The organism is Sinorhizobium terangae (genome assembly GCF_029714365.1).
Classification (GTDB): domain Bacteria; phylum Pseudomonadota; class Alphaproteobacteria; order Rhizobiales; family Rhizobiaceae; genus Sinorhizobium; species Sinorhizobium terangae.
The window spans coordinates 3,063,251-3,083,545 of the sequence record NZ_CP121659.1 but is presented as its reverse complement, the minus strand read 5'-3'; the positions used below and the strand labels follow the sequence as shown (position 1 = coordinate 3,083,545).

The window sequence follows — 20,295 nt, the reverse complement described above, 5'->3', positions numbered from 1 at the left end:
CGGGATGAAGACCATCAAGGGCCCAGGGCTTTTTCTTGCGCAGTTCGCCGGTGACACGGCTCCGTTCAATTCCTGGGACGCGATTACCAAATGGGCCGCCGACTGCGGCTACAAGGGTGTGCAGATTCCGAGCTGGGACGGGCGGTTGTTCGACCTGAAGAAGGCTGCCGAGTCCAAGACGTACTGCGAGGAGGTCGCCGGGAAAGCGCGTGACAACGGCGTCGAGATCACAGAGCTCTCGACCCATCTGCAGGGCCAGTTGGTCGCCGTGCACCCGGCCTATGACGAGGCTTTCGACGGCTTTGCCGCGCCGGAAGTGCGCGGCAATCCGAAGGCGCGCCAGCAATGGGCGGTGGAACAGGTGAAGATGGCGCTGACGGCGTCCCGCAATCTCGGCCTGAATGCCATGGCAAGCTTCTCCGGTGCGCTCGCCTGGCCTTTCGTCTATCCTTGGCCGCAGCGTCCCGCGGGCCTCGTGGAGACTGCCTTCGACGAGCTTGCCCGGCGATGGAAGCCGATCCTCGATCATGCCGAGGATTGCGGTGTCGATGTGTGCTACGAAATTCACCCGGGCGAAGACCTGCACGACGGCATCACCTACGAGATGTTCCTGGAACGCACCGGCAACCACGCCCGCGCCTGCATGCTCTACGATCCGTCGCACTATGTGCTGCAGTGCCTCGACTATCTCGACAATATCGACATCTACAAGGACCGGATCCGCATGTTCCACGTCAAGGACGCGGAGTTCAATCCCACCGGCCGGCAGGGTGTCTATGGCGGCTATCAGGGCTGGGTGAACCGCGCCGGTCGCTTCCGCTCGCTAGGCGACGGCCAGGTCGATTTCGGCGCGGTCTTCTCGAAGATGGCCGCCAATGATTTTGCCGGCTGGGCCGTCGTCGAGTGGGAGTGCTGCCTGAAGCATCCGGAAGACGGCGCACGGGAAGGCGCCGAGTTCGTCAAGGCGCACATCATCCGCGTCACGGAAAAGGCTTTCGACGATTTCGCCGACAGCGGAACGGACGAGGCGGCGAACCGGCGGATGTTGGGGATCTGAGGAAACAAGACCCCTCCCCCACCCCTCCCCACAAGGGGGAGGGGCTTGGCGCGGGAGCGCCGCGATTCTTCTCCCCCCTTGTGGGGGAGATGCCCGGCAGGGCAGAGGGGGCATCCCCGACAGCAAATCTGGTCAGGAGAGGAAAACAGAATGGCAATTGAGGGAAGCAGCACGGAAAGTCGTCAAAAGCGCATCCGGCTCGGCATGGTTGGCGGCGGTTCCGGCGCCTTTATCGGCGCGGTCCACCGCATCGCGGCAAGGCTTGATGATCATTATGAGCTGGTGGCCGGCGCGCTGTCGTCGACGCCGGAAAAGGCGCAAGCCTCCGGCCGTGAACTGGGCCTCGATCCGAAGCGCGTCTATTCGGATTTCAAGGAGATGGCGATCCGAGAGGCGAAGCTCAAGGACGGTATCGAGGCGGTTGCAATCGTGACCCCGAATCATGTCCACTACGCTGCCGCCAAGGAGTTCCTGAAGCGCGGCATCCACGTCATTTGCGACAAGCCACTGACTTCCACCCTTGCCGATGCGAAAAAGCTCAAGAAGGCGGCGGACGAAAGCGATGCGCTGTTCGTGCTCACCCACAACTACACCGGCTATCCGATGGTGCGCCAGGCGCGCGAAATGGTGGCGAACGGCGATATAGGCGCGGTTCGGCTCGTGCAGATGGAGTATCCGCAGGATTGGCTGACCGAGAATATCGAGCAATCGGGCCAGAAGCAGGCGGCCTGGCGAACCGATCCGGCCCGCTCCGGCGCCGGCGGCTCCACCGGCGACATCGGCACCCATGCCTATAACCTTGGCTGCTTCGTTTCCGGTCTCGAACTCGAGGAACTTTCCGCGGATCTCGACAGCTTCGTCGGTGGACGCCAACTGGACGACAATGCCCATGTGATGATGCGTTTCAAGGCGAAGGACGGCGCGCGGGCAAAGGGCATGCTCTGGTGCAGCCAGGTGGCGCCGGGCCATGAGAACGGCCTGATGGTCCGGGTCTACGGCACCAAGGGCGGCCTCGAATGGACGCAGAAGGATCCGAACTATCTCTGGTACACGCCGTTTGGTGAACCCAAACGCCTTCTGACGCGCGCCGGTGCCGGGGCGGGGCCTGCGGCCGCCCGCGTCTCGCGCGTGCCCTCCGGCCACCCGGAGGGCTATCTTGAAGGCTTCGCCAATATCTACTCGGAAGCCGCACGGGCGATCTTCGCCAAGCGCAACGGCGAGAAGGTGGATGCGGCCGTCACCTATCCGACGATCGACGACGGCATGAAAGGCATGGTCTTCGTCGATGCCTGCGTGCAGTCCTCGAAGCGCAACGGCGCCTGGATCAAGGTCTGACGTCGGCTGGCAAAGTCAGGGGCGGGGGGGAACCTGCCCCTTTCGCGGGTTGACATTTGCTGGTGTGGGTTTAGGCCACCTTCGAAAACGAGAGCTGGATGAAGGAAAGCGCGTGCGGTTTTCCATCGGCCCCCGCTCTACCCGATGAAGTGCAGCAGCGCCGGTTTCGGCGCACGGCTGCGCAGACCACGAGGCTGAACAATGATCGAAGCCAAGAAGCTGGCAGAGCGCTTTCCCGGTGACTTTGTCTTCGGAGTAGCAACCGCCTCCTTCCAGATCGAGGGCGCCAGCAAGGCGGACGGACGCAAGCCATCCATCTGGGATGCCTTCTCCAACATGCCGGGCCGCGTCTTCGAGCGCCACAACGGCGACGTTGCTTGCGATCATTACAATCGGTTGGGAGAAGATCTCGACCTTATCAAGAGCCTGGGCGTCGAGGCCTACCGCTTCTCGATCGCCTGGCCGCGCATCATTCCGGAAGGCACCGGGCCGATCAACGAGAAGGGACTCGATTTCTACGACCGGCTCGTCGACGGGCTGAAGGCGCGCGGCATCAAGGCCTTCGCGACGCTTTACCATTGGGATCTGCCGCTTGCGCTGATGGGCGACGGCGGCTGGACGGCGCGCACGACCGCCTACGCCTACCAGCGCTATGCCAAGACCGTGATCGCCCGCCTCGGCGACAGGCTCGATGCGGTCGCCACCTTCAACGAGCCCTGGTGCTCGGTTTGGCTCAGCCATCTCTATGGCGTTCATGCGCCGGGTGAGCGCAACATGGATGCGGCGCTCGCCGCGCTCCATTTCACCAATCTCGCCCACGGCCTTGGCGTCGAGGCGATCCGTTCCGAGAGATCGAACCTGCCGACGGGCATCGTCATCAACGCTCATTCGGTCTATCCCGGCGGCACCAGCGACAAGGACAAGGCCGCGGCCGAACGTGCTTTCGACTTCCACAACGGCGTCTTCTTCGGCCCGATCTTCAAGGGCGAGTATCCTGAAGGCTTTCTATCGGCGCTTGGCGATCGTATGCCGCTGATCGAGGACGGCGACATGATAACGATCTCGCAGCCGCTCGATTGGTGGGGCCTCAACTATTACACGCCGATGCGGGTTTCCGATGACCCGTCCGAGGGTGCAGAATATCCGGCAACGGTCAATGCCAAGCCGGTCAGCGACGTGAAGACGGATATTGGCTGGGAAGTCTATGCCCCGGCGCTCGGCGCGCTCGTCGAAACGCTCAATGCCCGCTACACGCTGCCCGACTGCTACATCACCGAGAACGGCGCCTGCTATAACATGGGTGTCGAGAACGGCGTCGTCGATGATCAGCCACGGCTCGATTACATCTCCGACCACCTGTCGGTCACCGCCGATCTGATCGCCAAGGGCTATCCGATGCGCGGCTATTTTGCCTGGAGCCTGATGGACAATTTCGAATGGGCCGAGGGCTACCGGATGCGTTTCGGTATCGTCCATGTCGACTACGAGACGCAGGTCCGCACGGTCAAGAAGAGCGGCCACTGGTATAAGGAACTGGCAGAACAGTTCCCGAAGGGCAACCACAAGGGCGCGTGAGGTTGCGATCGGGCGGAGCGGCGGCGAACCTCGACCTCTTCTCAAAAGAGCAACCTTTTGCGCGCAGCCCTGTCGTTTCGGAAAAATTTGCCTGTGAAAGCGGCCGGACAAAAGCCATAAGAAATGTAGATTGCGCGGCATGGCAGCCATGCTCGCAACGGCGTTGAACTGACCGGTTGCCTGATGATAGAGAGTTGCTCCGTGTTTCGAATGCGTTGTCGAATGTCGGCCTGATTAAGTGAGGTGCGGGAAAAAACCGCGCTCGTCCGTCCCGACGCATTTTCCGTCCCGGCAACGCCAGGGACAAGAATTTCGAACCTCCGAGAGCTTTCATGTATCCTCATCCTATCGCCAAGTTCCCTCCTTCGGGGGTGACCGGACTATGATCGTTTCCGTTCCCAAGCCTTCGTCCGATGACGTCTCGGTCGCCTTCCAGGGCGTCTCCAAGCGTTTTGCGGCGTCCGGCGAAAGTGGCGCCTTTACCGCGCTCAACAATGTCGACCTTAACGTCGGGCGAGGCTCCATTACCGGCATTATCGGCCGCTCCGGTGCTGGCAAATCGACGCTGATCCGGCTGGTGAACGGCCTCGAGAAGCCGTCGAGCGGCAAGGTGCTCGTCGATGGCGTCGATGTCGGTGCGCTTGACGAGGCGGGCTTGCGCAATCTCCGGCGTTCGGTCGGTATGATCTTCCAGCACTTCAACCTGCTCTCCTCGCGCACTGTTTTCGGCAATGTCGCCCTACCGCTGGAGATTGCCGGTGTGGATCGCCGCGCCATCGAAGCGCGCGTGCGGCCGCTTCTCGACCTCGTCGGTCTCGCCGACAAGCACGCTCGCTACCCGGCCGAACTCTCGGGCGGCCAGAAACAGCGCATCGGCATTGCCCGTGCGCTTGCGACCGAGCCGAAGCTGCTGCTTTCGGACGAGGCGACATCGGCGCTCGACCCGGAAACGACGCAGTCCATCCTCGAGCTGTTGAAGCGCATCAACGCCGAACTGGGACTGACCGTGCTCCTCATCACCCATGAGATGGAAGTGGTGAAAGCCGTAACCTCGGATGTGGCCGTTATCGACAAGGGCGAGATCGTCGAACGCGGCCATACTTTCGATGTCTTCACTCATCCGAAGCACGAGACGACGCGGGCGCTCCTGTCCGGCCTGGCCGGCTCGAAGTTGCCGGATGCGGTCGCGCGTGGGCTGAAGCCGGCCGCGAGTGCTGGCGATCGTGCGGTGGTGCGCCTCACCTTCTTCGGCGCGACGGCGGAACGGCCGCTGGTTTCCCAGCTCATCAAGTCGGTCGGTGCCGAGGTCAACATCATTGCCGGCACGATCGACGAAATCGGCGGCAAACCCTACGGCTCTCTCGTGGTCGCCTATGCGGCGGATGACGAGACGTCGGGGAGGGCGGAACGCTTCTTTACCGAGAACGGACTGGTCACGGAGGTGCTCGGCTATGTCGCCTGATCTTCTGCTCCTCATCGCCAAGGCCACGTTCGACACGCTGCGCATGGTGGCGATCGCCGGCCTGATCGGCTCGCTGATCGGCCTGCCGATCGGCATTTTCCTTGCGACCAGCGGCAAGGGCGAGCTGTTTCCGGCGCCCAACATCAACCGCATCGTCGGGCTCATCGTCAATGCCACGCGATCGACGCCGTTCATCATCCTGGTCGTTGCGATCATCCCCTTCACGCGTCTCGTCACCGGCACGTCGATCGGGACGAAGGCGGCGATCGTGCCCCTGACCATCGCGACCATTCCGTTCTTCGCGCGGCTGGTAGAGGCGGCGATTCGCGACATCGACAAGGGGCTGATCGAGGCCGCCCGCGCCATGGGCGCGACCCCGACGCAGATCGTCTTCAAGGTGCTTCTGGCCGAGGCCCGTCCGGCGCTGACGCTGGCCCTTACCATGACCATCGTCAGCCTCATCGGCTATTCGGCAATGGTCGGGGCTGTTGGCGGCGGCGGTCTCGGCGATCTCGGCATCCGCTACGGCTATCAGCGCTTCAGGCCGGACGTGATGCTGGTCGTCGTCGTCGTGCTGATCGTGCTCGTGCAACTGGTGCAGAGCGCGGGGGACCGCCTCGCCCGCCGCTTCGACAAACGCAGCCGCAAGAACTGATCCTCTCCCAAGACATCAAACAGCAACAAGGAGACTTCCATGAAAAAGCTCATTCTAGCCGCGGCCTTCGCCGCCCTTGCGGCCGGCACCGCGCTTGCGGAGACCATCAAGGTCGGCGTCACCCCGGGCGAGCATGCTCAGATCATGGAGAAAGTGAAGGAAGTCGCCGCTCCCAAGGGCCTCGACATCGAGATCCTCGAATTCTCCGACTATGTGGTTCCGAACCAGGCACTCGCCGATGGCGAACTCAACGCCAATTCCTTCCAGCATCAGCCCTATCTCGACAACCAGATCGCCGATCGGGGCTACGATATCGTCAGCGTGGGCCTGACCATCACCACGCCGATGGGCGTCTATTCGAACAAGGTAAAGAGCCTCGATGAGCTGGCGGATGGAGCGACGATCGCAATCCCGAACGATCCGACCAATGGCGGCCGCGCGCTCCTGGTTCTCGCGTCGAAGGGCCTCATCAAGGTCAATCCGGATGTCGGCCTGAAGGCCACCCCGGCCGACGTGACGGAAAATCCGAAGAACATCCAGTTCGCCGAGCTCGATGCGGCCCAGCTCCCGCGCTCGCTCGCCGATGTCGACGCGGCCGTGATCAATACCAACTACGCGCTCGAGGCTGACCTTCATCCGAAGGAGGACGCCATCGCCATCGAAAGCGAGAAGTCTCCTTATGCCAACGTCATTGCGGTGCGCGCCGCGGATAAGGATGCACCCTGGGTGAAGACGCTCGTCGAATCCTATCACGACGACAGCGTCAAAGCCTTCATCGTCGATACTTTCAAGGGTGCGCTGATCCCGAGCTGGTAAGCCTGTCCGCTGAACGCCGATATGGACCGCGCGCCGCAACATGGCGCGCGGTTTTTCTTTGACCACGCGAGCCGCTTCGCTATCCTCTGCACCGCCATGCGTCTTTTCAGGCGCACCAAGGATGCGGTAGCACTTTGAATTGTTGCATGTTTTTGCCCTGAAATCGGCTCCGATTTCAGGAAGCATGCAGTAGGCAGTTTGAGGGGGACATGCCATGAGCGCGATGAAGGGTGGGTGCCTCTGCGGCGCGGTACGGTACGAAGCCAAGGGCTCGCCGATCTACTCCGGCTTCTGCCATTGCCGCGACTGCCAACGGGCCACGGGTACCGGACACTGCTGCTATATGATCTTCTCGCGCGCCGACGTCGAGGTCACCGGCGAGCTCAGGGCCTACGAGAAGCTCGCCGAAAACGGCAATGTGACGATCCGCCACTTCTGCCCCACCTGCGGCAGCCAGATCTTCTCGTCCGGTGCCGACCGTTGGACGGTCTATGCCGGCACGCTCGACGATATGTCACTGTTTGAGCCCACCAACGCGGTCTTCACCCGCAGTCGACCGGATTGGGATCGGTCCGCCGTTCGCGTGGACGAGTACGAGACGCTGCCGGAATGATTTGGCGCGAGGAGTGATTGCTGAGCGGCAGGGCAGAAGGGGGGTATCTACACCTGCGTTCCTGCCTTTTGCCGCCGCCTCAGCTTCCGAGATGCCGCTCGCCGCGCTTTTTCGCCAGCGCGATCTGCTTCTGCCGCTCGCGATAGCGCTCGCGGTCCTCGTCGGTGCGGATCTCATGACAATGGATGCAGGAGACGCCCTCCTCGTGAAGGGGAGACAACAGGTCTTCCGGCGTCAGGGGCTGGCGGCAGGCGTGGCAGAGCGTGTGCTCGCCTTCTGCGAGGCCGTGGGTCACGGAAACGCGCTCGTCGAAAACGAAGCAGGCACCGTCCCAGAGGCTCTGCTCCTCGGGGATCTCCTCGAGATATTTGAGGATGCCGCCTTTCAGGTGGTAGACCTCTTCGAAGCCCTGCTCCTTCATGAAGGCCGTCGCCTTCTCGCAACGGATGCCGCCGGTGCAGTACATCGCGATCTTCGGTTTGTTGTGCAGGCCGGTGTTGTTGCGCACCCAATCCGGAAACTCGCGGAAGGTCTTGGTTTTCGGATCGACGGCGCCGCGGAAAAGGCCGATCGCCGTCTCGTAGTCGTTGCGCGTGTCAATCACCAGCGTTTCCGGATCTGAGATCAGCGCGTTCCAATCCTTCGGCTCGATATAGGTGCCGACCACTTTGTTGGGGTCGATGTTTTCGACGCCCATGGTGACGATCTCTTTCTTGAGCCGCACCTTCATCCGCAGGAAGGGCATCGCCGATGCGCGGCTTTCCTTGTGTTCAAGGCGGTTCAATTCCGGCTGGGCGCGCAGATAGGCGAGCACTGCGGCAATGCCCTCGTCGGAGCCGGCAATCGTACCGTTGATGCCCTCATGCGCGACGAGCAGCGTGCCCTTCACGCCATTGGCGTCGCAGACCGCCTGCAACGGTTCGCGGAAATCGGCGAAGCGCGGGAAGGAAACGAAATGGTAAAGCGCGGCCACCAGAAACTGGCCTTGTGTCTCCGGGCGCGGGTTCGTGGATATGTCGGTCATGGGCTCGCCAATACAGCTTTCAGGCGTCAAGCGCAATCGCGGAGGCCCGCACCGAATTGTCCGGCTGGCGACGCGGAATAACGATCCCCGCCGGCTCTACTGCCCGGCTTCACGCCAGAGCAGCGCAATTGTCCGGCTTTCGTTCTTCGGCTTATCTTGGAAGACAGCCGCCGCCCCTTGCCGTGCCTCCGCCCTCAGCGCCTCTTCCCGCGTGATGACCGCGGAAATGAGGTGCGCCTGGTTTTGGCTGCTGCCGGCAAGTCCCGGTTCCTCGTTGATGAGCGATGTCAACGTGGCGAGGTCGTTCAGATGCCCGAGCACGTCGACGAGCGCCTTGGCTTCTGCCCTCTTTGCCTCCAGTGCCGACGGCCAGGCGGCCCGCATCAGTGCCAGTTGCAAGCGGTAGTCCTGAGTTCGCTTGCGCAGCTCGTGGAAAAGCGCGGCATCGGTGTCCGCTTCGCAGGCTGCTCTCGCGCGCGAGGCGCGCTTCAGCGTGCGCTTCCAGCCCTTCTTCAGTCGGGCGACGGATTTTCGTTTGCCGTCATCGAAGGAAACCTGTGCGAGGGCAGCAAGCGCCTCCTCGCAGTTGGCAATCGTCGCGGCAATCTTGCCCTCTATGTCCGCCTCGGTCTCGGCAATCCGGTCGCGGCGCTCCGCCAGAATGGTGTAGATCCGGTCGAGGGCCGCAGCCTGTTCGTCGCTATTCGTCTGCCCGCGCAGATAATTGATGTTCTCCACGAGTGCGGCGGCATCTCGCACGGTCGAAAGATTCCGCCCCATGGCGCGTATGCGGGCGTTTTCCTGTCTCTGGAAAAGTGGCGCGTCGCAAGCGACCAGACGGTAGAGTGAGCGCAGGCGCTTGAAGTTCTTGCGGGCGTCGTGAATTGCCTCGTGAACGCCTTGCGGCTGGTGCTCGAGCACCGCCACCGCCCGCTCAATCTGCTCGGCCCCAACGGCCCGAAAGTCCTCGGTGAAGGGGCGGCCAGGATTGAACGCATAACTCATGATTGCGCTTCCAGCAGCCCCTCTGTGGCAAGCGCCTGGTTGGAATAGCGGCGGTCTCCCGTAATCTCGCGCCCCAGCCATGGCGGCAGCGCGGGCAGATCCGTTTCGCGCTTCATCTCGACCTCGGCAACGACGAGGCCTTGGAGCGCCCCTTCGTAGACGTCGATTTCCCAGGTGAAACCCTTGTGCGGCACGCGGTAGCGCCGCTTCTCGATGACGATGCCGACCGCCTGGGTCAGCAGTTCGCGGGCGTCATCCATGGGCAGATCGTATTCGTATTCGTTCCGAACCAGCGCCGACTTGCCGATCTTGATGGTCAGCCGGGCCCATTTGCTGCCATGGATTCGCACGCGCACGGAGCGGTCTTCCATGGTGACGACGTAGGCCTGCTGGAGTTTTATGCCCTTGTCCGCATGTTCCTTCCAACCGCTGGACGCGACCAGGAACTTGCGTTCTATCTCCTTCGCCATGGATTTCCCGCCATATCGAGAGGTGGACCGCGGATAAATTATCGCTTTATTGCCAAGGCTCAAGCCATCTTGCTGTGGTCGATGACATTTTATTTTCCGCTACTATATGGCGAGGGTGTGTTCACGACCTTCGGTCTCGACAAGAACGGCCGGGGGGAGTATGCGAAACGCAACATTCAATCGTTTTAAAGGGTGACCGGCATGAGCGCGAAAACCGACAAGCTTCTCTCCATCCTCAAGCTGCAACCGGTGGTCCCGGTCCTGGTCATCGACGATGCCGCAACCGCCGTGCCTTTGGCGCGTGCACTTGTCGCCGGCGGCCTCAAGGCGATCGAGATCACGCTGCGCACGCAGGCGGCGCTGGATGCGATCCGCGCGGTCGCCGCCGAGGTCGAGGGTGCCGTCGCCGGTGCGGGCACGATTCTCGATGCCGCACAGTTCGAACAGGCCGTGGAGGCGGGATCGCAGTTCATCGTCAGTCCCGGCACGACCCAGGAGCTGATCGATGTTGCCAATGATCACGAAGTGCCGCTCTTGCCAGGGGCGGCGACGGCGAGCGAGGTCATGGGGCTGCGCGAGGAGGGCTATCAGGTGATGAAGTTCTTCCCGGCCGAGCAGGCCGGAGGTGCCGCCTATCTGAAGTCGCTGTCCTCGCCGCTTGCCGGCACCTTGTTCTGCCCGACCGGCGGCATCTCGCTTGGCAACGCCCGCGATTATCTTTCGCTGCCGAACGTCGTCTGCGTCGGCGGTTCCTGGGTGGCGCCGAAGGAATTGGTGGCGAAAGGCGATTGGGCCGGCATCACCAAGCTTGCCGCTGAAGCCTATGCCCTCAAGGGGTGAATTTGCGGGTCACCTACAGCGCGGCGCGTCCTTACCAGACGCGCAAAGGACGCTGTAGCACTTTGAATTGCTGGATGTTCCTTGAATCGGGTGCGATTTAAGGAAACATGCAGTGGGTGTGCGCCAGCCGGGCGTTTGCCCGGCTTGTTCATCTTCAACGTCAATTTGTATTTTCCTCGCCACGTTCCTATGTCTCAATCCGCCGACAACGACGCGGGTGCGGGAGAGCGCTTTCTTGCTTTGCCGTCGCGGGATAACCGAAGAGGAGCGAAGCCATGTTCGACGCGAAGAAGTTGCTGGATCAGTTTTTGGGTTCGCAGGTGCCGGGCGCCGGCGGCACGGTGCGCGATCGCGCGGACCAAGTGACTAAGCTCGCCAGGGATAATCCGCTTGCGACCGGCGCGATCGCTGCTGTCCTCCTCGGCACGAAATCCGGTCGTCAGCTCGCAGGCAATGCTGCGGTGCTGGGCGGTCTCGCGGCGATCGCCGGGCTTGGCTATCAGGCCTACAAGAACTATCAGGCCGGCCAGGCGCCGGCCGCCGAACCGGCTGCACGGTCGACACCGGAGCTCCTGCCGCCGCCGTCCGACTCCGGCTTCACGGCGCCGGGAGCCGTGAGCAACGATTTTGCCCTGATCCTGGTGCGTGCCATGATCGCCGCCTCGCGTGCCGACGGCCATATCGACGAGGCCGAGCGCGGCCGCATCATGGACAAGCTGTCGGTTTCCGGACTCTCCGCCGATGCGGCCGCCTTCCTCGAGGCGGAACTCGCCAATCCGGTTGATCTAGATGCGATCGTTGCCGCCGCCACGACGGAGGAGCAGCGCGTGGAGATCTACACCGCATCGCGCCTCGCGATCGAGCCGGAGAGCCGGGCGGAACGCGGCTATCTCGATCTGCTCGCCGGCCGTCTCGGGCTTCCCGATGCGCTCGTCGATCACATCGAGGCAACCGTTTCGGGGGCCAAGGTCCCCGCCTGATCCGGCGGCGCGTGACTGAGAACACTGGGGAGCGGGAGTTCGCTCCCCCCTTATTCGTTCCGCTGCATGGGTCCATCACCAGTTTGAATTTGTAACGGCCAGGCGTCTGTCCTATTGCGAAGGGCAAATGAAAACGCGGGAGCAATCGATGCGTGATCTTGCCAATTGGAAGGGATGTCCGGCGCCGCAGCCGGTTCTTATCGAGGGGCGATATGTCAGGCTGGAGCCCTATGATCGGGCGGCACATCTCGAAGCGCTCTGGCACGACGCCTTCGGCGGCATGGCGATCAACCCGCTCCTGAAATATTTCACCCAGGACGATTTTTCCGGCGTCGAAGATTTCGACGCTTGGCTGAGCGCGGTCCAGGAAAAGTCCGGTTGGATCACAGAGGTCTTTCGCGACAAGGCGACCGGCAAGGTTGTCGGCATGGCAAATTACATGCGGGCGGACCCGGCCAATGGCGTCGTGGAAGTCGGCGGTGTGGCTCACGGGCCGGCCATGGCGCGTTCGCCGCTATCGACGGAGGCGCACTATCTGATGGCCAGGCATGTTTTCGAGGACCTGGGCTATCGCCGCTACGAATGGAAATGCCACAGCGAGAACGAGCCGAGCCGCGCCACGGCGGCGCGCCTCGGGTTTACCTTCGAAGGCATTTTCCGCCAGCACATGATTTCGAAGCACGCTAACCGCGACACCGCCTGGTTCTCGATCATTGACGGCGAATGGCCGCTCATCAAGGCCGCATTCGAAGCCTGGCTGTTGCCCGAGAACTTCGACGGTGACGGCCGGCAGAAGCGGCGCCTCGAGGCTATTCGCGCAGATCTAGTGGCAAAGGAGCGAGCTTGAAACCGCCTGAGAAAAAGGAAAGATCCGCCGCAATCGCGGCGGCGGTCATTCTTGCCGTCGTCGCCGTTGGCTTCTTCGCCCTGCCGTCGATCATGCTTTGGCTGGGCGATATTTCGCCATGGCTTGCGGCTGCCTTTGGCGCTCTCTTCGTCCTCGGCTTCTTCCTGATTTTCTGGCTCCGCGCCCGCCATCAGCGCCGGCGCGGGGAGTAGCAACTACGCGCGTCTAGCTGGACGCGCGGCGCTGTAGTCTTGGCAGTTGGGCAAGTCTTGGACTCGCTCTATCCCTGAAGCGCAGCGCCCAGCAGCACAAGTCCAAGCACCAGCACCATCGCGGCGCCGGCGATCTCGATGCCGTTGGAAATGCGTGCCGCGGCCGAACCGCTCGAGGCGTAGCGGAGCGCGAAGCTCTTGGCGGTGACGGCCATGGTCGCGAGGATAGAGACGGTAATGGCCGTGCCGATCGACATGGCGAAGACCGAGAGAACGCCACCGAGATAGAGCCCGTTCAAAAGCGCGAAGGAGAGCACGATCAAGGCGCCGGAGCAGGGACGCAGGCCGACCGCGACGATCGCCGACCAGGCTTCGCTCAGCGCAAAACGATCACCCTTCAGCATGGTCGGGTCCGGCGCATGCGCGTGGCCGCAGGTCGCGCAGACCTCGCCGGCAGCGTGTGCGTGATGATGGTGGTGATGATCGCCATGGTCATGGTGATCGTGGTGATGGCCGTGCTCCGCCTGCGCGTCGCTGGCTGCAGCAAGAGCGGGCCGCGTCATCGAACGCAGCTTGCGAAAGACCAGCCAACCTCCGAACGCCGCGATCAGCGCGTAACTTGCGATCTCAAGCGAGCGGGTGGCATCCGTCATGCTGATCGACGAGCCCCGCAACAGGAGATAGACGGCGCCGATGAGGAGGATCGCCACCACGCCCTGCAGGATCGAGGAGAGAAAGGAGAGGACGACGCCGCGGCGAAGTTCCGTCTCGTTGGCGATCATGTAGGAGGAAATCACCGCCTTGCCATGCCCGGGACCCGCCGCATGGAAGACGCCATAGGCGAAGGAGAGGCCGATCAGCGACCAGAGTTGCCACGGGTTCTCGCGCATGCCCTTGAGCGTGCCTGTGAGCAGCCGGTAGAAGCTCTGTTGCTCCATGTTGACCCAGGCAAAGAAGCTGCCGAGGAAACCCGTTGTCTGGACCGACGGTTCGGCGGTGCCGATGCCGAGGGGCGATTGCGCCGCGGCCGCTGTTGCGGAAAGGGCCGCCAGGAAGAGCGCGGCCATCAGCGGTCCGCCAATCTTGCGTGCGTTCAGCATTTGACCTCGATCCTGGTTGCAAAAAGCTTCGACATGTCGGTGCCCGTCGGGTCGTTCCAGAAGGCGTCGGTCAGCGTGTCCTTGTTTTCGGCGAGCACTTCGTCGGGATCCGGCCTGACCACCTGATGCTCGCAAGCCTCGATCTTTTCGCCGACGACCGTGAGATCGTCGTCGGTCGGGAAGTCCATCGCGGTGTACATGGTCGGGTCGTAGACGCCGAAGGAGAGCTTGCCCTTGAGCGGCATCGCTTCGGCCGGCTTGACCGCAAACATCATCAGGAGCTGGTTATCCTTGTAGTCGACGGTAATGCTGTCCGGCTTCGACACCTTCACCGATTTGCCGTTGTCGAAGATCGTCGTGTAGTAATTGTATTCCGAAAGGGACTCGAGAACCGTTTGGCCAACCTCCTTGAGTTCGTCCGGGTCGAGGGTCGCGTTCGAGTTCTTGTCGAAGTCGAGCACGACACTTGCGGAAAACAGCTCGTCGAAGCGCCAGACATTGCGCAATTCACCGATCTCGCCCTTGTCGTCGGAAACGATCTCCAGCCGCGCTTCGGCGAAAATGTGCGGATGCGCGACAGCCAGGGCGGGCGCGAGGAGCGTGGCAAGGCCGGCCATGACGAGGCATTTAGTTTTCATGAGAATGGAATCCTTTTCGGCCTGAGCCGCGCGAATCGCCTTCGAAATGTACTGCAAATGGGACGGAATTGGGACTTGCGGCGCGGCACCCGGCATGCTCATCGCGCGCGGAACCAGCCGTGCAGGAAATCGACGAAGGTGCGGACCTTCGCCGGCAGATAGCGCCGATGCGGGTAGATCGCGTAGATGCCGCGGTCTTTGGGCAAGAAGTCATCGAACAACGTCACCAGCTCGCCGGACTGGATCTTCGGCCGGGCGATGAAATCGGGCACCGGGGCTACCCCGAGACCGGTCACCGCGGCACGCGCGGAGGCAAGCGGGCTGTTGACCTCGATCGGTCCTCCCACCGGCACCGTAAAGGGCGAACCGTCCGGCTCGACGAAGCGCCAGTTCGAATAGGACCGGCCATTGGTGTCGAGAATGCAGGAGATTTTCGAAAGCTCGGTCGGATGCTTGAGCGGACCGATCTTCTCCACGAAGTCCGGCGAGGCGCAGAGCAGCACCTGAAAGTCATCGAGCTTGCGCGCGATCAGCGTCGAATCCTCGAGCCGCGTGATGCGGATCGCCACATCGAAGCCTTCTTCCACCAAATCGATGAAGCGGTCGTCAGAGACGATTTCGAGCGACAATTCGGGATGTTGCTTGCCGAAATCGATCAGCGACTGGCCAATATCCGCATCCACGAATGTCCTGGGCACAGTGATGCGCAGCCGGCCGCGCAGGTCGGAATTGTTGGCGCGCACGAGATCGGCGAGGTTGTCGATCTCCTTCAGGATCTCGGAGGCCGTGCGATAGTAGGTGTGGCCGGCCTCGGTCAGGGAGAATTGCCGCGTCGTGCGGTTGAGCAGGAGGGCGCCGAGCTCGTCTTCGAGTTCACGCACATATTTCGACAGGAGCGCCTTGGATTTTCCGACGCGCCGGGCGGCGGCGGAAAAGCCTTCCGCGTCCACGACGTCGATGAAGGCACGGATACGGGTCAAGGTGTCCATGGCTGATTTTCTTTCGTCTGTTCGCCGGGCTGATTCGGCCGCAATCGCTCGCCTGTCGAAGGATCATGAATAACGCCGCCTCGCCCGCGCTCGAACCGGTGCACGGTTTCTCAGCGCCGTCGCTCGGTGTACCCGGAGGAACTTCTTTTAACTTCAAAGGCTTGGCGCATTTTTCCCGGCCTGTTTGATTGTTCAGTGAAGGTGAACACCGACAATGTCGTCGGCTTCGGAAAAAATTCAACCGCGGAACGCAAAAAACTCTTGATTACGACAGTGTTTTTTCTTACCTACCCCTTGCCCAAAGTCGCACGTGCCTGTGGGTGTCCGCCGACCCTCGGATAAGGTGAGGAAATCGGTAAGGTACCTGGAACTAACCCCTCCAGTCGCTATTTCGGCCAACCGGGAAATGCGAGGACATCTTGAAGCAACGACGGTGCGGGCCTTTCTGGTGTCTGCCGGCTTTCCAACAGCCGGGGTTACTGAAGAGGCACACCTTCATTGCCGGAAGTGCGGTTGGGATATTCCCTCCAATCCATGGCAGACAAAGACGAATCTTAGCCTTGGCGGGCTTCGATTCACCGTTTCGCGCATCGAGCGCATGCATGGTTCCGGGGTCTCCACCGGCTGGTTCCAGAGCAAGCGCGCGTATGCCCTTTGTCCTCCACAGTTGTGGAGTCTAATGGATCTGGGGAATATGGCTATGACCACTGCACGCATCATCGACTTTCTGAACACCCGACGACCGGAAGGCCCGTGCCTCGTTGTCGACCTCGACGTCGTGCGCGACAATTTCAAGGCCTTCCGCCACGCGCTGCCCGACAGCTCGATCTATTATGCCGTCAAGGCCAACCCGGCGCCGGAGATCCTGCGCCTTCTCGCCGGTCTCGGCTCCAATTTCGATTGCGCGTCCGTCGCCGAAATCGAAATGGCGCTTGATGCCGGTGCGACCGCCCAACGCATTTCTTATGGCAACACCATCAAGAAGGAGCGCGATATTGCCCGCGCTTATGCGCTGGGCGTGTCCCTTTTCGCGGTCGACAGCCATGAGGAAGTCGAGAAGGTGGCTCGTGCCGCTCCCGGTGCCCGCGTCTTCTGCCGCGTGCTCACCGATGGCGAAGGTGCGGAATGGCCGCTGTCGCGCAAGTTCGGCTGCGTGCCGCAGATGGCCGTCGACGTGCTCGTCTACGCCCATCAGCTCGGCCTCGTCTCCTATGGCGTCTCGTTCCACGTCGGCTCGCAGATGACGAAGCTCGATGCCTGGGATTCGGCGCTTGCCGATGCCAAGCGCGTCTTCGTGCAGCTCGCCAAGCAGGGCATCGAACTCAAGATGGTCAACATGGGCGGCGGCTTCCCGACGAAGTACCTCAGGGACGTGCCGTCGGCGGAAGCTTACGGCCAGGCGATCTTCGGTGCGCTGAAGAAGCACTTCGGCAACAACATTCCGGAGACGATCATCGAGCCGGGCCGCGGCATGGTCGGCAATGCGGGCGTGATCAAGGCGGAAGTCGTTCTCGTCTCGAAGAAGTCGGACAACGACAATCACCGCTGGGTCTTTCTCGACATCGGCAAGTTCGGCGGTCTCGCGGAAACGATGGACGAGGCGATCCGCTACCCGATCCGCACCGCTCGCGACGCCGATCAGATGGAGCCCTGCGTGCTTGCCGGCCCGACCTGCGACTCGGCCGACGTGCTCTATGAGAAGAACATGTATCCGCTGCCGATCTCGCTGACGATCGGCGACGAAATTCTGATCGAGGGCACGGGCGCCTACACGACCACCTACTCGGCCGTCGCCTTTAACGGCTTCGAGCCGCTGAAGGCCTATGTGATCTGATCCTGCCTGCTCCCGCCAACCGCGGGAGCGGCGATTTCACAATTCTTATCCGGTCCGCCTGAAGCGGTTTTGATGACGGGAGGCCCCGATGGCCGCTGTTGTTGATGCCATGCGCGCGTTCTTCGCGCCGTCCACCTTTGTGATCGACTCCGAAAACCCGGGCGACGTCGTCGCGCGTGAAAACCTGCTCGACCGTGCCATGGGGCCGGATCGTCGCCGGAAGTCGTCGGAAAAGCTGCGCCGCGGCCGCGTTCCGGCCGAGGGACTTGCGCTTGTCGCACGCGACGAGGATGTTCATGTGATCGGCACGGTGCGTCTCTGGAATGTCGAGGCGGGTGTCGACCGGGAGGGCCATGGCGTGCCAGCGCTTCTGCTCGGTCCGCTTGCTGTCGATCCGGCGCACGAGGGCAGGGGCATCGGCGGCATGCTGATGCGCGCGGCAATTCAGGAAGCCAAGAACCGCGGCCACGGGGCGATCCTGCTCGTCGGCGACGCCGCCTACTACGAGCGGTTCGGCTTCTTCGCCGAGCGGGCACAGCATCTTGTCATGCCGGGACCGTTCGAGCGGAACCGCTTCCTGGCGCTCGAGCTCAAGGACGGCTGGCTCGATGGTGCGGCCGGAATGCTGGTCGCGAGCGGCCGCAAGCTCGCCCTGCCGCCGCTCAGGCGCGCCGCCTGACTTCGCCGCCTCCAACCCTGCGGAGGCGGACAACCAACAGCGCTCCTGCGCCGGAATGGCGCGGGGGCGCTGTAATCTTTTGTGAGATCAGTTTCTCAGGTCCTTGCGTCGTAGCAGACGAAGGCAAGCTTGTTGCCGTCGGGATCGCGCACATAGGCCGCATAAAAGCCCTCGCCATATTGCGGGCGAAAGCCAGGTTCGCCTTCGCTGCCGCCGCCATTTTCTAGCGCAATCCGGAAAAGGCGATCTATGACATCCGCCGTTTCGACAAGAAACGAGGTCATTACGCCATTGCCGACGGTCGCCGCCTCGCCGTTGAAAGGATAGCCCGTGAAGAAGCGCGGAGCCCTGTCGTTATCCCTCCGCCCCCAGGAGGTAACCTGTTCGTCGCAATAGCAGCGCTCCTGGCCGATCAGGGCCATCAACGGATCGTAAAATCGCTCGGCCCGCCTCAGATCCGTTGTTCCGACCATCGTGTACCCGATCATCCCGTTTTCCTTTCTGCACGCATGTCAGGTGGTGACGCGCCGATAGAATGCCAGCGAGCCGGCCAGCGCCAGCAGTGCGCCGCCGCAGACACGGTCGAGCCAGATCGCTCCGGAGCGTTTCAGGAAACGAACCGCTTGGGAGCCGATCAGCGCATAAGCGAACATCACCGCAAAATCGATCGAAGCGAAGACGATGGCGAGAACAGTGTATTGCGATGCCTGCGGCAGGGCAGGCTCGATGAACTGCGGCAGGAAGGCCGAGAAAAACAGATAGCCCTTGGGATTGGTGACCGCGACAAGGAAACTCTTGAGGAAGATTGTGCGCGTCGTGGCGACGCCGCCCTGGCTCTCCCGCTCGGTGGCAATTTCCAGCGTGCCGTGGGAGCGCAGCAGCATGACCCCCAGGAAAGCGAGATAAGCTGCACCCAGCCATTTGACGACCGTGAACCAGAATTCGGACGCGGCCAAGAGCGCACCGAGACCGAGCGCCACGGCACCGATCAGCACGAAATCCGACAGGACCGCGCCGACCATGCCTGCCGTCGCGCGTTTTACGCCATAGCGTGACCCGTTGGTAAGCGCGAGAAGCACGGTTGGACCCGGAGTCGCGATGCCGATGAAAGCAACGAGCGCGAATGCAAGAATAGTGAAGTCGCTCATGGTGCCCTCCCTCGATATGATAACTCGTCCCACAGCTTTGACGTGCGCGCAAGCCTCGGCTGGTCATGCACCGGTAGGCCGTTGCCGGTTGGCTCTTTATCCGCCTGCCGGGCATCTTCTTCCCGCAAGTGAGGGAGAAGGCACTCGCGGCGCTGCCGTCGCCGGCTCGGCGGGAGGGGGACGTCCCTCCATGCTGCTTCCGGGGGAGAGGCTAATTGAGGCCGATGCTTCTTCGTTTGACAGCTCTGACGGTCTCGCATAAGCAGGCGGCGGGTGAGGGCCCCAGCCGTCCGCGAGCTGAAGCTTTGGTGAAGTCCCTCTTTTCGACACGGTCACGCCGAAACGGCATGCGAACCGATGGCAATGCGGGCACCCATCCTCAAAATTGCATGCCGCAACAGGAGACCCTGTCATGACGCATGGAAAACCGACGCTCCCCGCACTCGATGCGCTGAAGGACCAGGCAAAGCGCTTGCGGTCCCGGCTTGCAGCGGAGGGCGAGGCGATCAGCCACTCCAGATCGCTCGAACTCGTCGCCGCCCAGTACGGCTACCGCGACTGGAACACGCTTCACGCCGCCGTCGGCAACCGCCCGCCCTTCAATCCGTGGATGCTGGGTTCGCGGGTGAAAGGCCACTATCTCGGCCAAGCCTTCGAAGCGGAAATCCTCTCGGTTCACGCGATAAGCGCTGGGCCGGGGCGCTATCGCCTGACGTTCAAGTTCGATGAGCCGGTCGACGTTGTCACCTTCGAAAGTTTCTCGGCGTTCCGCCAGAGGGTAACGGCCACGATAGACGAGACCGGACGGACGGTCGAAAAGACCTCAGACGGCCGGCCGCATCTGGAACTTGAGTGGTGAGGCTTGGACACCCCTCCCCAAAAAGGGAGGAGTGGCTTACCCGCGTTGCGGCAAGCGGAGGGGTTCGATTTGGCAGGTGATCGCAGCGCCAAGCCCTCCCCCTTGTGGGGAGGGGGTGGCGATGGGGTGACATCTCGTCAAAATGCGGGAGGCGAGA

General features: G+C 62.3%; 22 protein-coding genes. 14 read left to right on the top strand and 8 right to left on the bottom strand.

Annotated features, from left to right (window positions below; genetic code table 11):
* Positions 1-4 precede the first annotated feature (4 nt).
* From QA637_RS14660 to QA637_RS14630, 7 genes are all read left to right on the top strand, one after another.
* Complete coding sequence (locus QA637_RS14660; protein WP_283061980.1) at positions 5-1,057, top strand: sugar phosphate isomerase/epimerase family protein; 1,053 nt, start codon at positions 5-7, stop codon at positions 1,055-1,057.
* A 150-nt stretch (positions 1,058-1,207) separates the two neighbouring features.
* The gene (locus tag QA637_RS14655) at positions 1,208-2,392 is read left to right on the top strand and encodes a Gfo/Idh/MocA family protein (protein WP_283061979.1); all 1,185 of its coding nucleotides are present in this window, start codon (positions 1,208-1,210) and stop codon (positions 2,390-2,392) included.
* Positions 2,393-2,593: 201 nt separating this feature from the next.
* Positions 2,594-3,967, top strand: a complete 1,374-nt coding sequence (locus QA637_RS14650) for a GH1 family beta-glucosidase (RefSeq protein ID WP_283061978.1) — start codon at positions 2,594-2,596, stop codon at positions 3,965-3,967.
* A 382-nt stretch (positions 3,968-4,349) separates the two neighbouring features.
* The gene (locus QA637_RS14645; RefSeq protein ID WP_283061977.1) at positions 4,350-5,429 is read left to right on the top strand and encodes a methionine ABC transporter ATP-binding protein; all 1,080 of its coding nucleotides are present in this window, start codon (positions 4,350-4,352) and stop codon (positions 5,427-5,429) included.
* On the top strand, positions 5,419-6,084 hold the full coding sequence (locus QA637_RS14640; RefSeq protein ID WP_283061975.1) for a methionine ABC transporter permease: 666 nt from the start codon (positions 5,419-5,421) through the stop codon (positions 6,082-6,084). Before QA637_RS14645 ends, QA637_RS14640 begins: the two co-directional genes overlap by 11 nt.
* Before the next feature lie 39 nt (positions 6,085-6,123).
* Positions 6,124-6,900, top strand: coding sequence for a MetQ/NlpA family ABC transporter substrate-binding protein (locus tag QA637_RS14635; RefSeq protein ID WP_153436967.1), 777 nt, complete (start codon positions 6,124-6,126; stop codon positions 6,898-6,900).
* 214 nt (positions 6,901-7,114) lie between these two features.
* Positions 7,115-7,513, top strand: coding sequence for a GFA family protein (locus QA637_RS14630; RefSeq protein ID WP_283061973.1), 399 nt, complete (start codon positions 7,115-7,117; stop codon positions 7,511-7,513).
* 79 nt (positions 7,514-7,592) lie between these two features.
* Here the strand turns inward: QA637_RS14630 and trhO are convergent, their stop codons facing one another.
* The 3 genes from trhO to QA637_RS14615 all read right to left on the bottom strand — a co-directional run bounded on the left by trhO (position 7,593) and on the right by QA637_RS14615 (position 10,012).
* Positions 7,593-8,537, bottom strand: a complete 945-nt coding sequence (trhO, locus tag QA637_RS14625; protein ID WP_283061971.1) for an oxygen-dependent tRNA uridine(34) hydroxylase TrhO — start codon at positions 8,535-8,537, stop codon at positions 7,593-7,595.
* A 96-nt stretch (positions 8,538-8,633) separates the two neighbouring features.
* Positions 8,634-9,542: a CHAD domain-containing protein gene (locus tag QA637_RS14620; protein ID WP_283061969.1), complete on the bottom strand. Its 909-nt coding sequence runs from the start codon at positions 9,540-9,542 to the stop codon at positions 8,634-8,636.
* Positions 9,539-10,012 (bottom strand): CYTH domain-containing protein, encoded by a 474-nt coding sequence (locus tag QA637_RS14615; RefSeq protein ID WP_153436964.1) that lies wholly within the window; start codon positions 10,010-10,012, stop codon positions 9,539-9,541. The genes QA637_RS14620 and QA637_RS14615 overlap by 4 nt, the downstream gene beginning before the upstream one ends.
* Before the next feature lie 201 nt (positions 10,013-10,213).
* Between QA637_RS14615 and QA637_RS14610 the strand changes: the two genes are divergently transcribed.
* The 4 genes from QA637_RS14610 (at position 10,214) to QA637_RS14595 (ending at position 12,891) form a co-directional block, all read left to right on the top strand.
* On the top strand, positions 10,214-10,852 hold the full coding sequence (locus QA637_RS14610; RefSeq protein WP_283061966.1) for a 2-dehydro-3-deoxy-phosphogluconate aldolase: 639 nt from the start codon (positions 10,214-10,216) through the stop codon (positions 10,850-10,852).
* A 275-nt stretch (positions 10,853-11,127) separates the two neighbouring features.
* The gene (locus tag QA637_RS14605) at positions 11,128-11,832 is read left to right on the top strand and encodes a tellurite resistance TerB family protein (RefSeq protein ID WP_283061964.1); all 705 of its coding nucleotides are present in this window, start codon (positions 11,128-11,130) and stop codon (positions 11,830-11,832) included.
* A 148-nt stretch (positions 11,833-11,980) separates the two neighbouring features.
* Entirely contained in the window at positions 11,981-12,679 is a 699-nt protein-coding gene (locus tag QA637_RS14600; RefSeq protein ID WP_283061962.1) for a GNAT family N-acetyltransferase, read from the top strand.
* Positions 12,676-12,891 (top strand): hypothetical protein, encoded by a 216-nt coding sequence (locus QA637_RS14595; protein ID WP_153436959.1) that lies wholly within the window; start codon positions 12,676-12,678, stop codon positions 12,889-12,891. The genes QA637_RS14600 and QA637_RS14595 overlap by 4 nt, the downstream gene beginning before the upstream one ends.
* Before the next feature lie 68 nt (positions 12,892-12,959).
* Here the strand turns inward: QA637_RS14595 and QA637_RS14590 are convergent, their stop codons facing one another.
* The 3 genes from QA637_RS14590 to QA637_RS14580 form a co-directional block, all read right to left on the bottom strand.
* Positions 12,960-13,991 (bottom strand): nickel/cobalt transporter, encoded by a 1,032-nt coding sequence (locus QA637_RS14590; protein WP_283061960.1) that lies wholly within the window; start codon positions 13,989-13,991, stop codon positions 12,960-12,962.
* The gene (locus QA637_RS14585; protein WP_153436957.1) at positions 13,985-14,629 is read right to left on the bottom strand and encodes a DUF1007 family protein; all 645 of its coding nucleotides are present in this window, start codon (positions 14,627-14,629) and stop codon (positions 13,985-13,987) included. Before QA637_RS14585 ends, QA637_RS14590 begins: the two co-directional genes overlap by 7 nt.
* 98 nt (positions 14,630-14,727) lie before the next feature.
* A complete protein-coding gene (locus tag QA637_RS14580; protein WP_153436956.1) occupies positions 14,728-15,618 on the bottom strand; it encodes a LysR family transcriptional regulator in 891 nt (296 codons plus the stop codon).
* Between the two features lie 694 nt (positions 15,619-16,312).
* Here QA637_RS14580 and odc2 point away from each other — a divergent pair.
* Together odc2 and QA637_RS14570 are read left to right on the top strand one after the other, a co-directional pair.
* The gene (odc2, locus tag QA637_RS14575; protein WP_234886754.1) at positions 16,313-17,452 is read left to right on the top strand and encodes an ornithine/lysine decarboxylase; all 1,140 of its coding nucleotides are present in this window, start codon (positions 16,313-16,315) and stop codon (positions 17,450-17,452) included.
* Between the two features lie 88 nt (positions 17,453-17,540).
* On the top strand, positions 17,541-18,131 hold the full coding sequence (locus QA637_RS14570; protein ID WP_283061957.1) for a GNAT family N-acetyltransferase: 591 nt from the start codon (positions 17,541-17,543) through the stop codon (positions 18,129-18,131).
* Between the two features lie 95 nt (positions 18,132-18,226).
* On the opposite strand, the gene QA637_RS14565 is transcribed toward QA637_RS14570, so the two are convergent.
* Positions 18,227-18,619, bottom strand: a complete 393-nt coding sequence (locus QA637_RS14565; protein ID WP_283061956.1) for a VOC family protein — start codon at positions 18,617-18,619, stop codon at positions 18,227-18,229.
* 24 nt (positions 18,620-18,643) lie between these two features.
* Entirely contained in the window at positions 18,644-19,279 is a 636-nt protein-coding gene (locus QA637_RS14560) for a LysE family translocator (protein ID WP_283061954.1), read from the bottom strand.
* 412 nt (positions 19,280-19,691) lie between these two features.
* Between QA637_RS14560 and QA637_RS14555 the strand changes: the two genes are divergently transcribed.
* The gene (locus QA637_RS14555; RefSeq protein ID WP_283061952.1) at positions 19,692-20,138 is read left to right on the top strand and encodes a glyoxalase superfamily protein; all 447 of its coding nucleotides are present in this window, start codon (positions 19,692-19,694) and stop codon (positions 20,136-20,138) included.
* The last annotated feature ends 157 nt before the right edge of the window (positions 20,139-20,295 follow it).

What these genes read in the sequence shown, in the direction of transcription:
- QA637_RS14660 (WP_283061980.1), top strand. Translation starts at nt 5, where the DNA reads ATGAAGACCATCAAGGGCCCAGGGCTTTTTCTTGCGCAGTTCGCCGGT.
- QA637_RS14655 (WP_283061979.1), top strand. Translation starts at nt 1,208, where the DNA reads ATGGCAATTGAGGGAAGCAGCACGGAAAGTCGTCAAAAGCGCATCCGG.
- QA637_RS14650 (WP_283061978.1), top strand. Translation starts at nt 2,594, where the DNA reads ATGATCGAAGCCAAGAAGCTGGCAGAGCGCTTTCCCGGTGACTTTGTC.
- QA637_RS14645 (WP_283061977.1), top strand. Translation starts at nt 4,350, where the DNA reads ATGATCGTTTCCGTTCCCAAGCCTTCGTCCGATGACGTCTCGGTCGCC.
- QA637_RS14640 (WP_283061975.1), top strand. Translation starts at nt 5,419, where the DNA reads ATGTCGCCTGATCTTCTGCTCCTCATCGCCAAGGCCACGTTCGACACG.
- QA637_RS14635 (WP_153436967.1), top strand. Translation starts at nt 6,124, where the DNA reads ATGAAAAAGCTCATTCTAGCCGCGGCCTTCGCCGCCCTTGCGGCCGGC.
- QA637_RS14630 (WP_283061973.1), top strand. Translation starts at nt 7,115, where the DNA reads ATGAGCGCGATGAAGGGTGGGTGCCTCTGCGGCGCGGTACGGTACGAA.
- trhO (WP_283061971.1), bottom strand. Translation starts at nt 8,537, where the DNA reads ATGACCGACATATCCACGAACCCGCGCCCGGAGACACAAGGCCAGTTT.
- QA637_RS14620 (WP_283061969.1), bottom strand. Translation starts at nt 9,542, where the DNA reads ATGAGTTATGCGTTCAATCCTGGCCGCCCCTTCACCGAGGACTTTCGG.
- QA637_RS14615 (WP_153436964.1), bottom strand. Translation starts at nt 10,012, where the DNA reads ATGGCGAAGGAGATAGAACGCAAGTTCCTGGTCGCGTCCAGCGGTTGG.
- QA637_RS14610 (WP_283061966.1), top strand. Translation starts at nt 10,214, where the DNA reads ATGAGCGCGAAAACCGACAAGCTTCTCTCCATCCTCAAGCTGCAACCG.
- QA637_RS14605 (WP_283061964.1), top strand. Translation starts at nt 11,128, where the DNA reads ATGTTCGACGCGAAGAAGTTGCTGGATCAGTTTTTGGGTTCGCAGGTG.
- QA637_RS14600 (WP_283061962.1), top strand. Translation starts at nt 11,981, where the DNA reads ATGCGTGATCTTGCCAATTGGAAGGGATGTCCGGCGCCGCAGCCGGTT.
- QA637_RS14590 (WP_283061960.1), bottom strand. Translation starts at nt 13,991, where the DNA reads ATGCTGAACGCACGCAAGATTGGCGGACCGCTGATGGCCGCGCTCTTC.
- QA637_RS14585 (WP_153436957.1), bottom strand. Translation starts at nt 14,629, where the DNA reads ATGAAAACTAAATGCCTCGTCATGGCCGGCCTTGCCACGCTCCTCGCG.
- QA637_RS14580 (WP_153436956.1), bottom strand. Translation starts at nt 15,618, where the DNA reads ATGGACACCTTGACCCGTATCCGTGCCTTCATCGACGTCGTGGACGCG.
- odc2 (WP_234886754.1), top strand. Translation starts at nt 16,313, where the DNA reads ATGGCTATGACCACTGCACGCATCATCGACTTTCTGAACACCCGACGA.
- QA637_RS14570 (WP_283061957.1), top strand. Translation starts at nt 17,541, where the DNA reads ATGGCCGCTGTTGTTGATGCCATGCGCGCGTTCTTCGCGCCGTCCACC.
- QA637_RS14565 (WP_283061956.1), bottom strand. Translation starts at nt 18,619, where the DNA reads ATGATCGGGTACACGATGGTCGGAACAACGGATCTGAGGCGGGCCGAG.
- QA637_RS14560 (WP_283061954.1), bottom strand. Translation starts at nt 19,279, where the DNA reads ATGAGCGACTTCACTATTCTTGCATTCGCGCTCGTTGCTTTCATCGGC.
- QA637_RS14555 (WP_283061952.1), top strand. Translation starts at nt 19,692, where the DNA reads ATGACGCATGGAAAACCGACGCTCCCCGCACTCGATGCGCTGAAGGAC.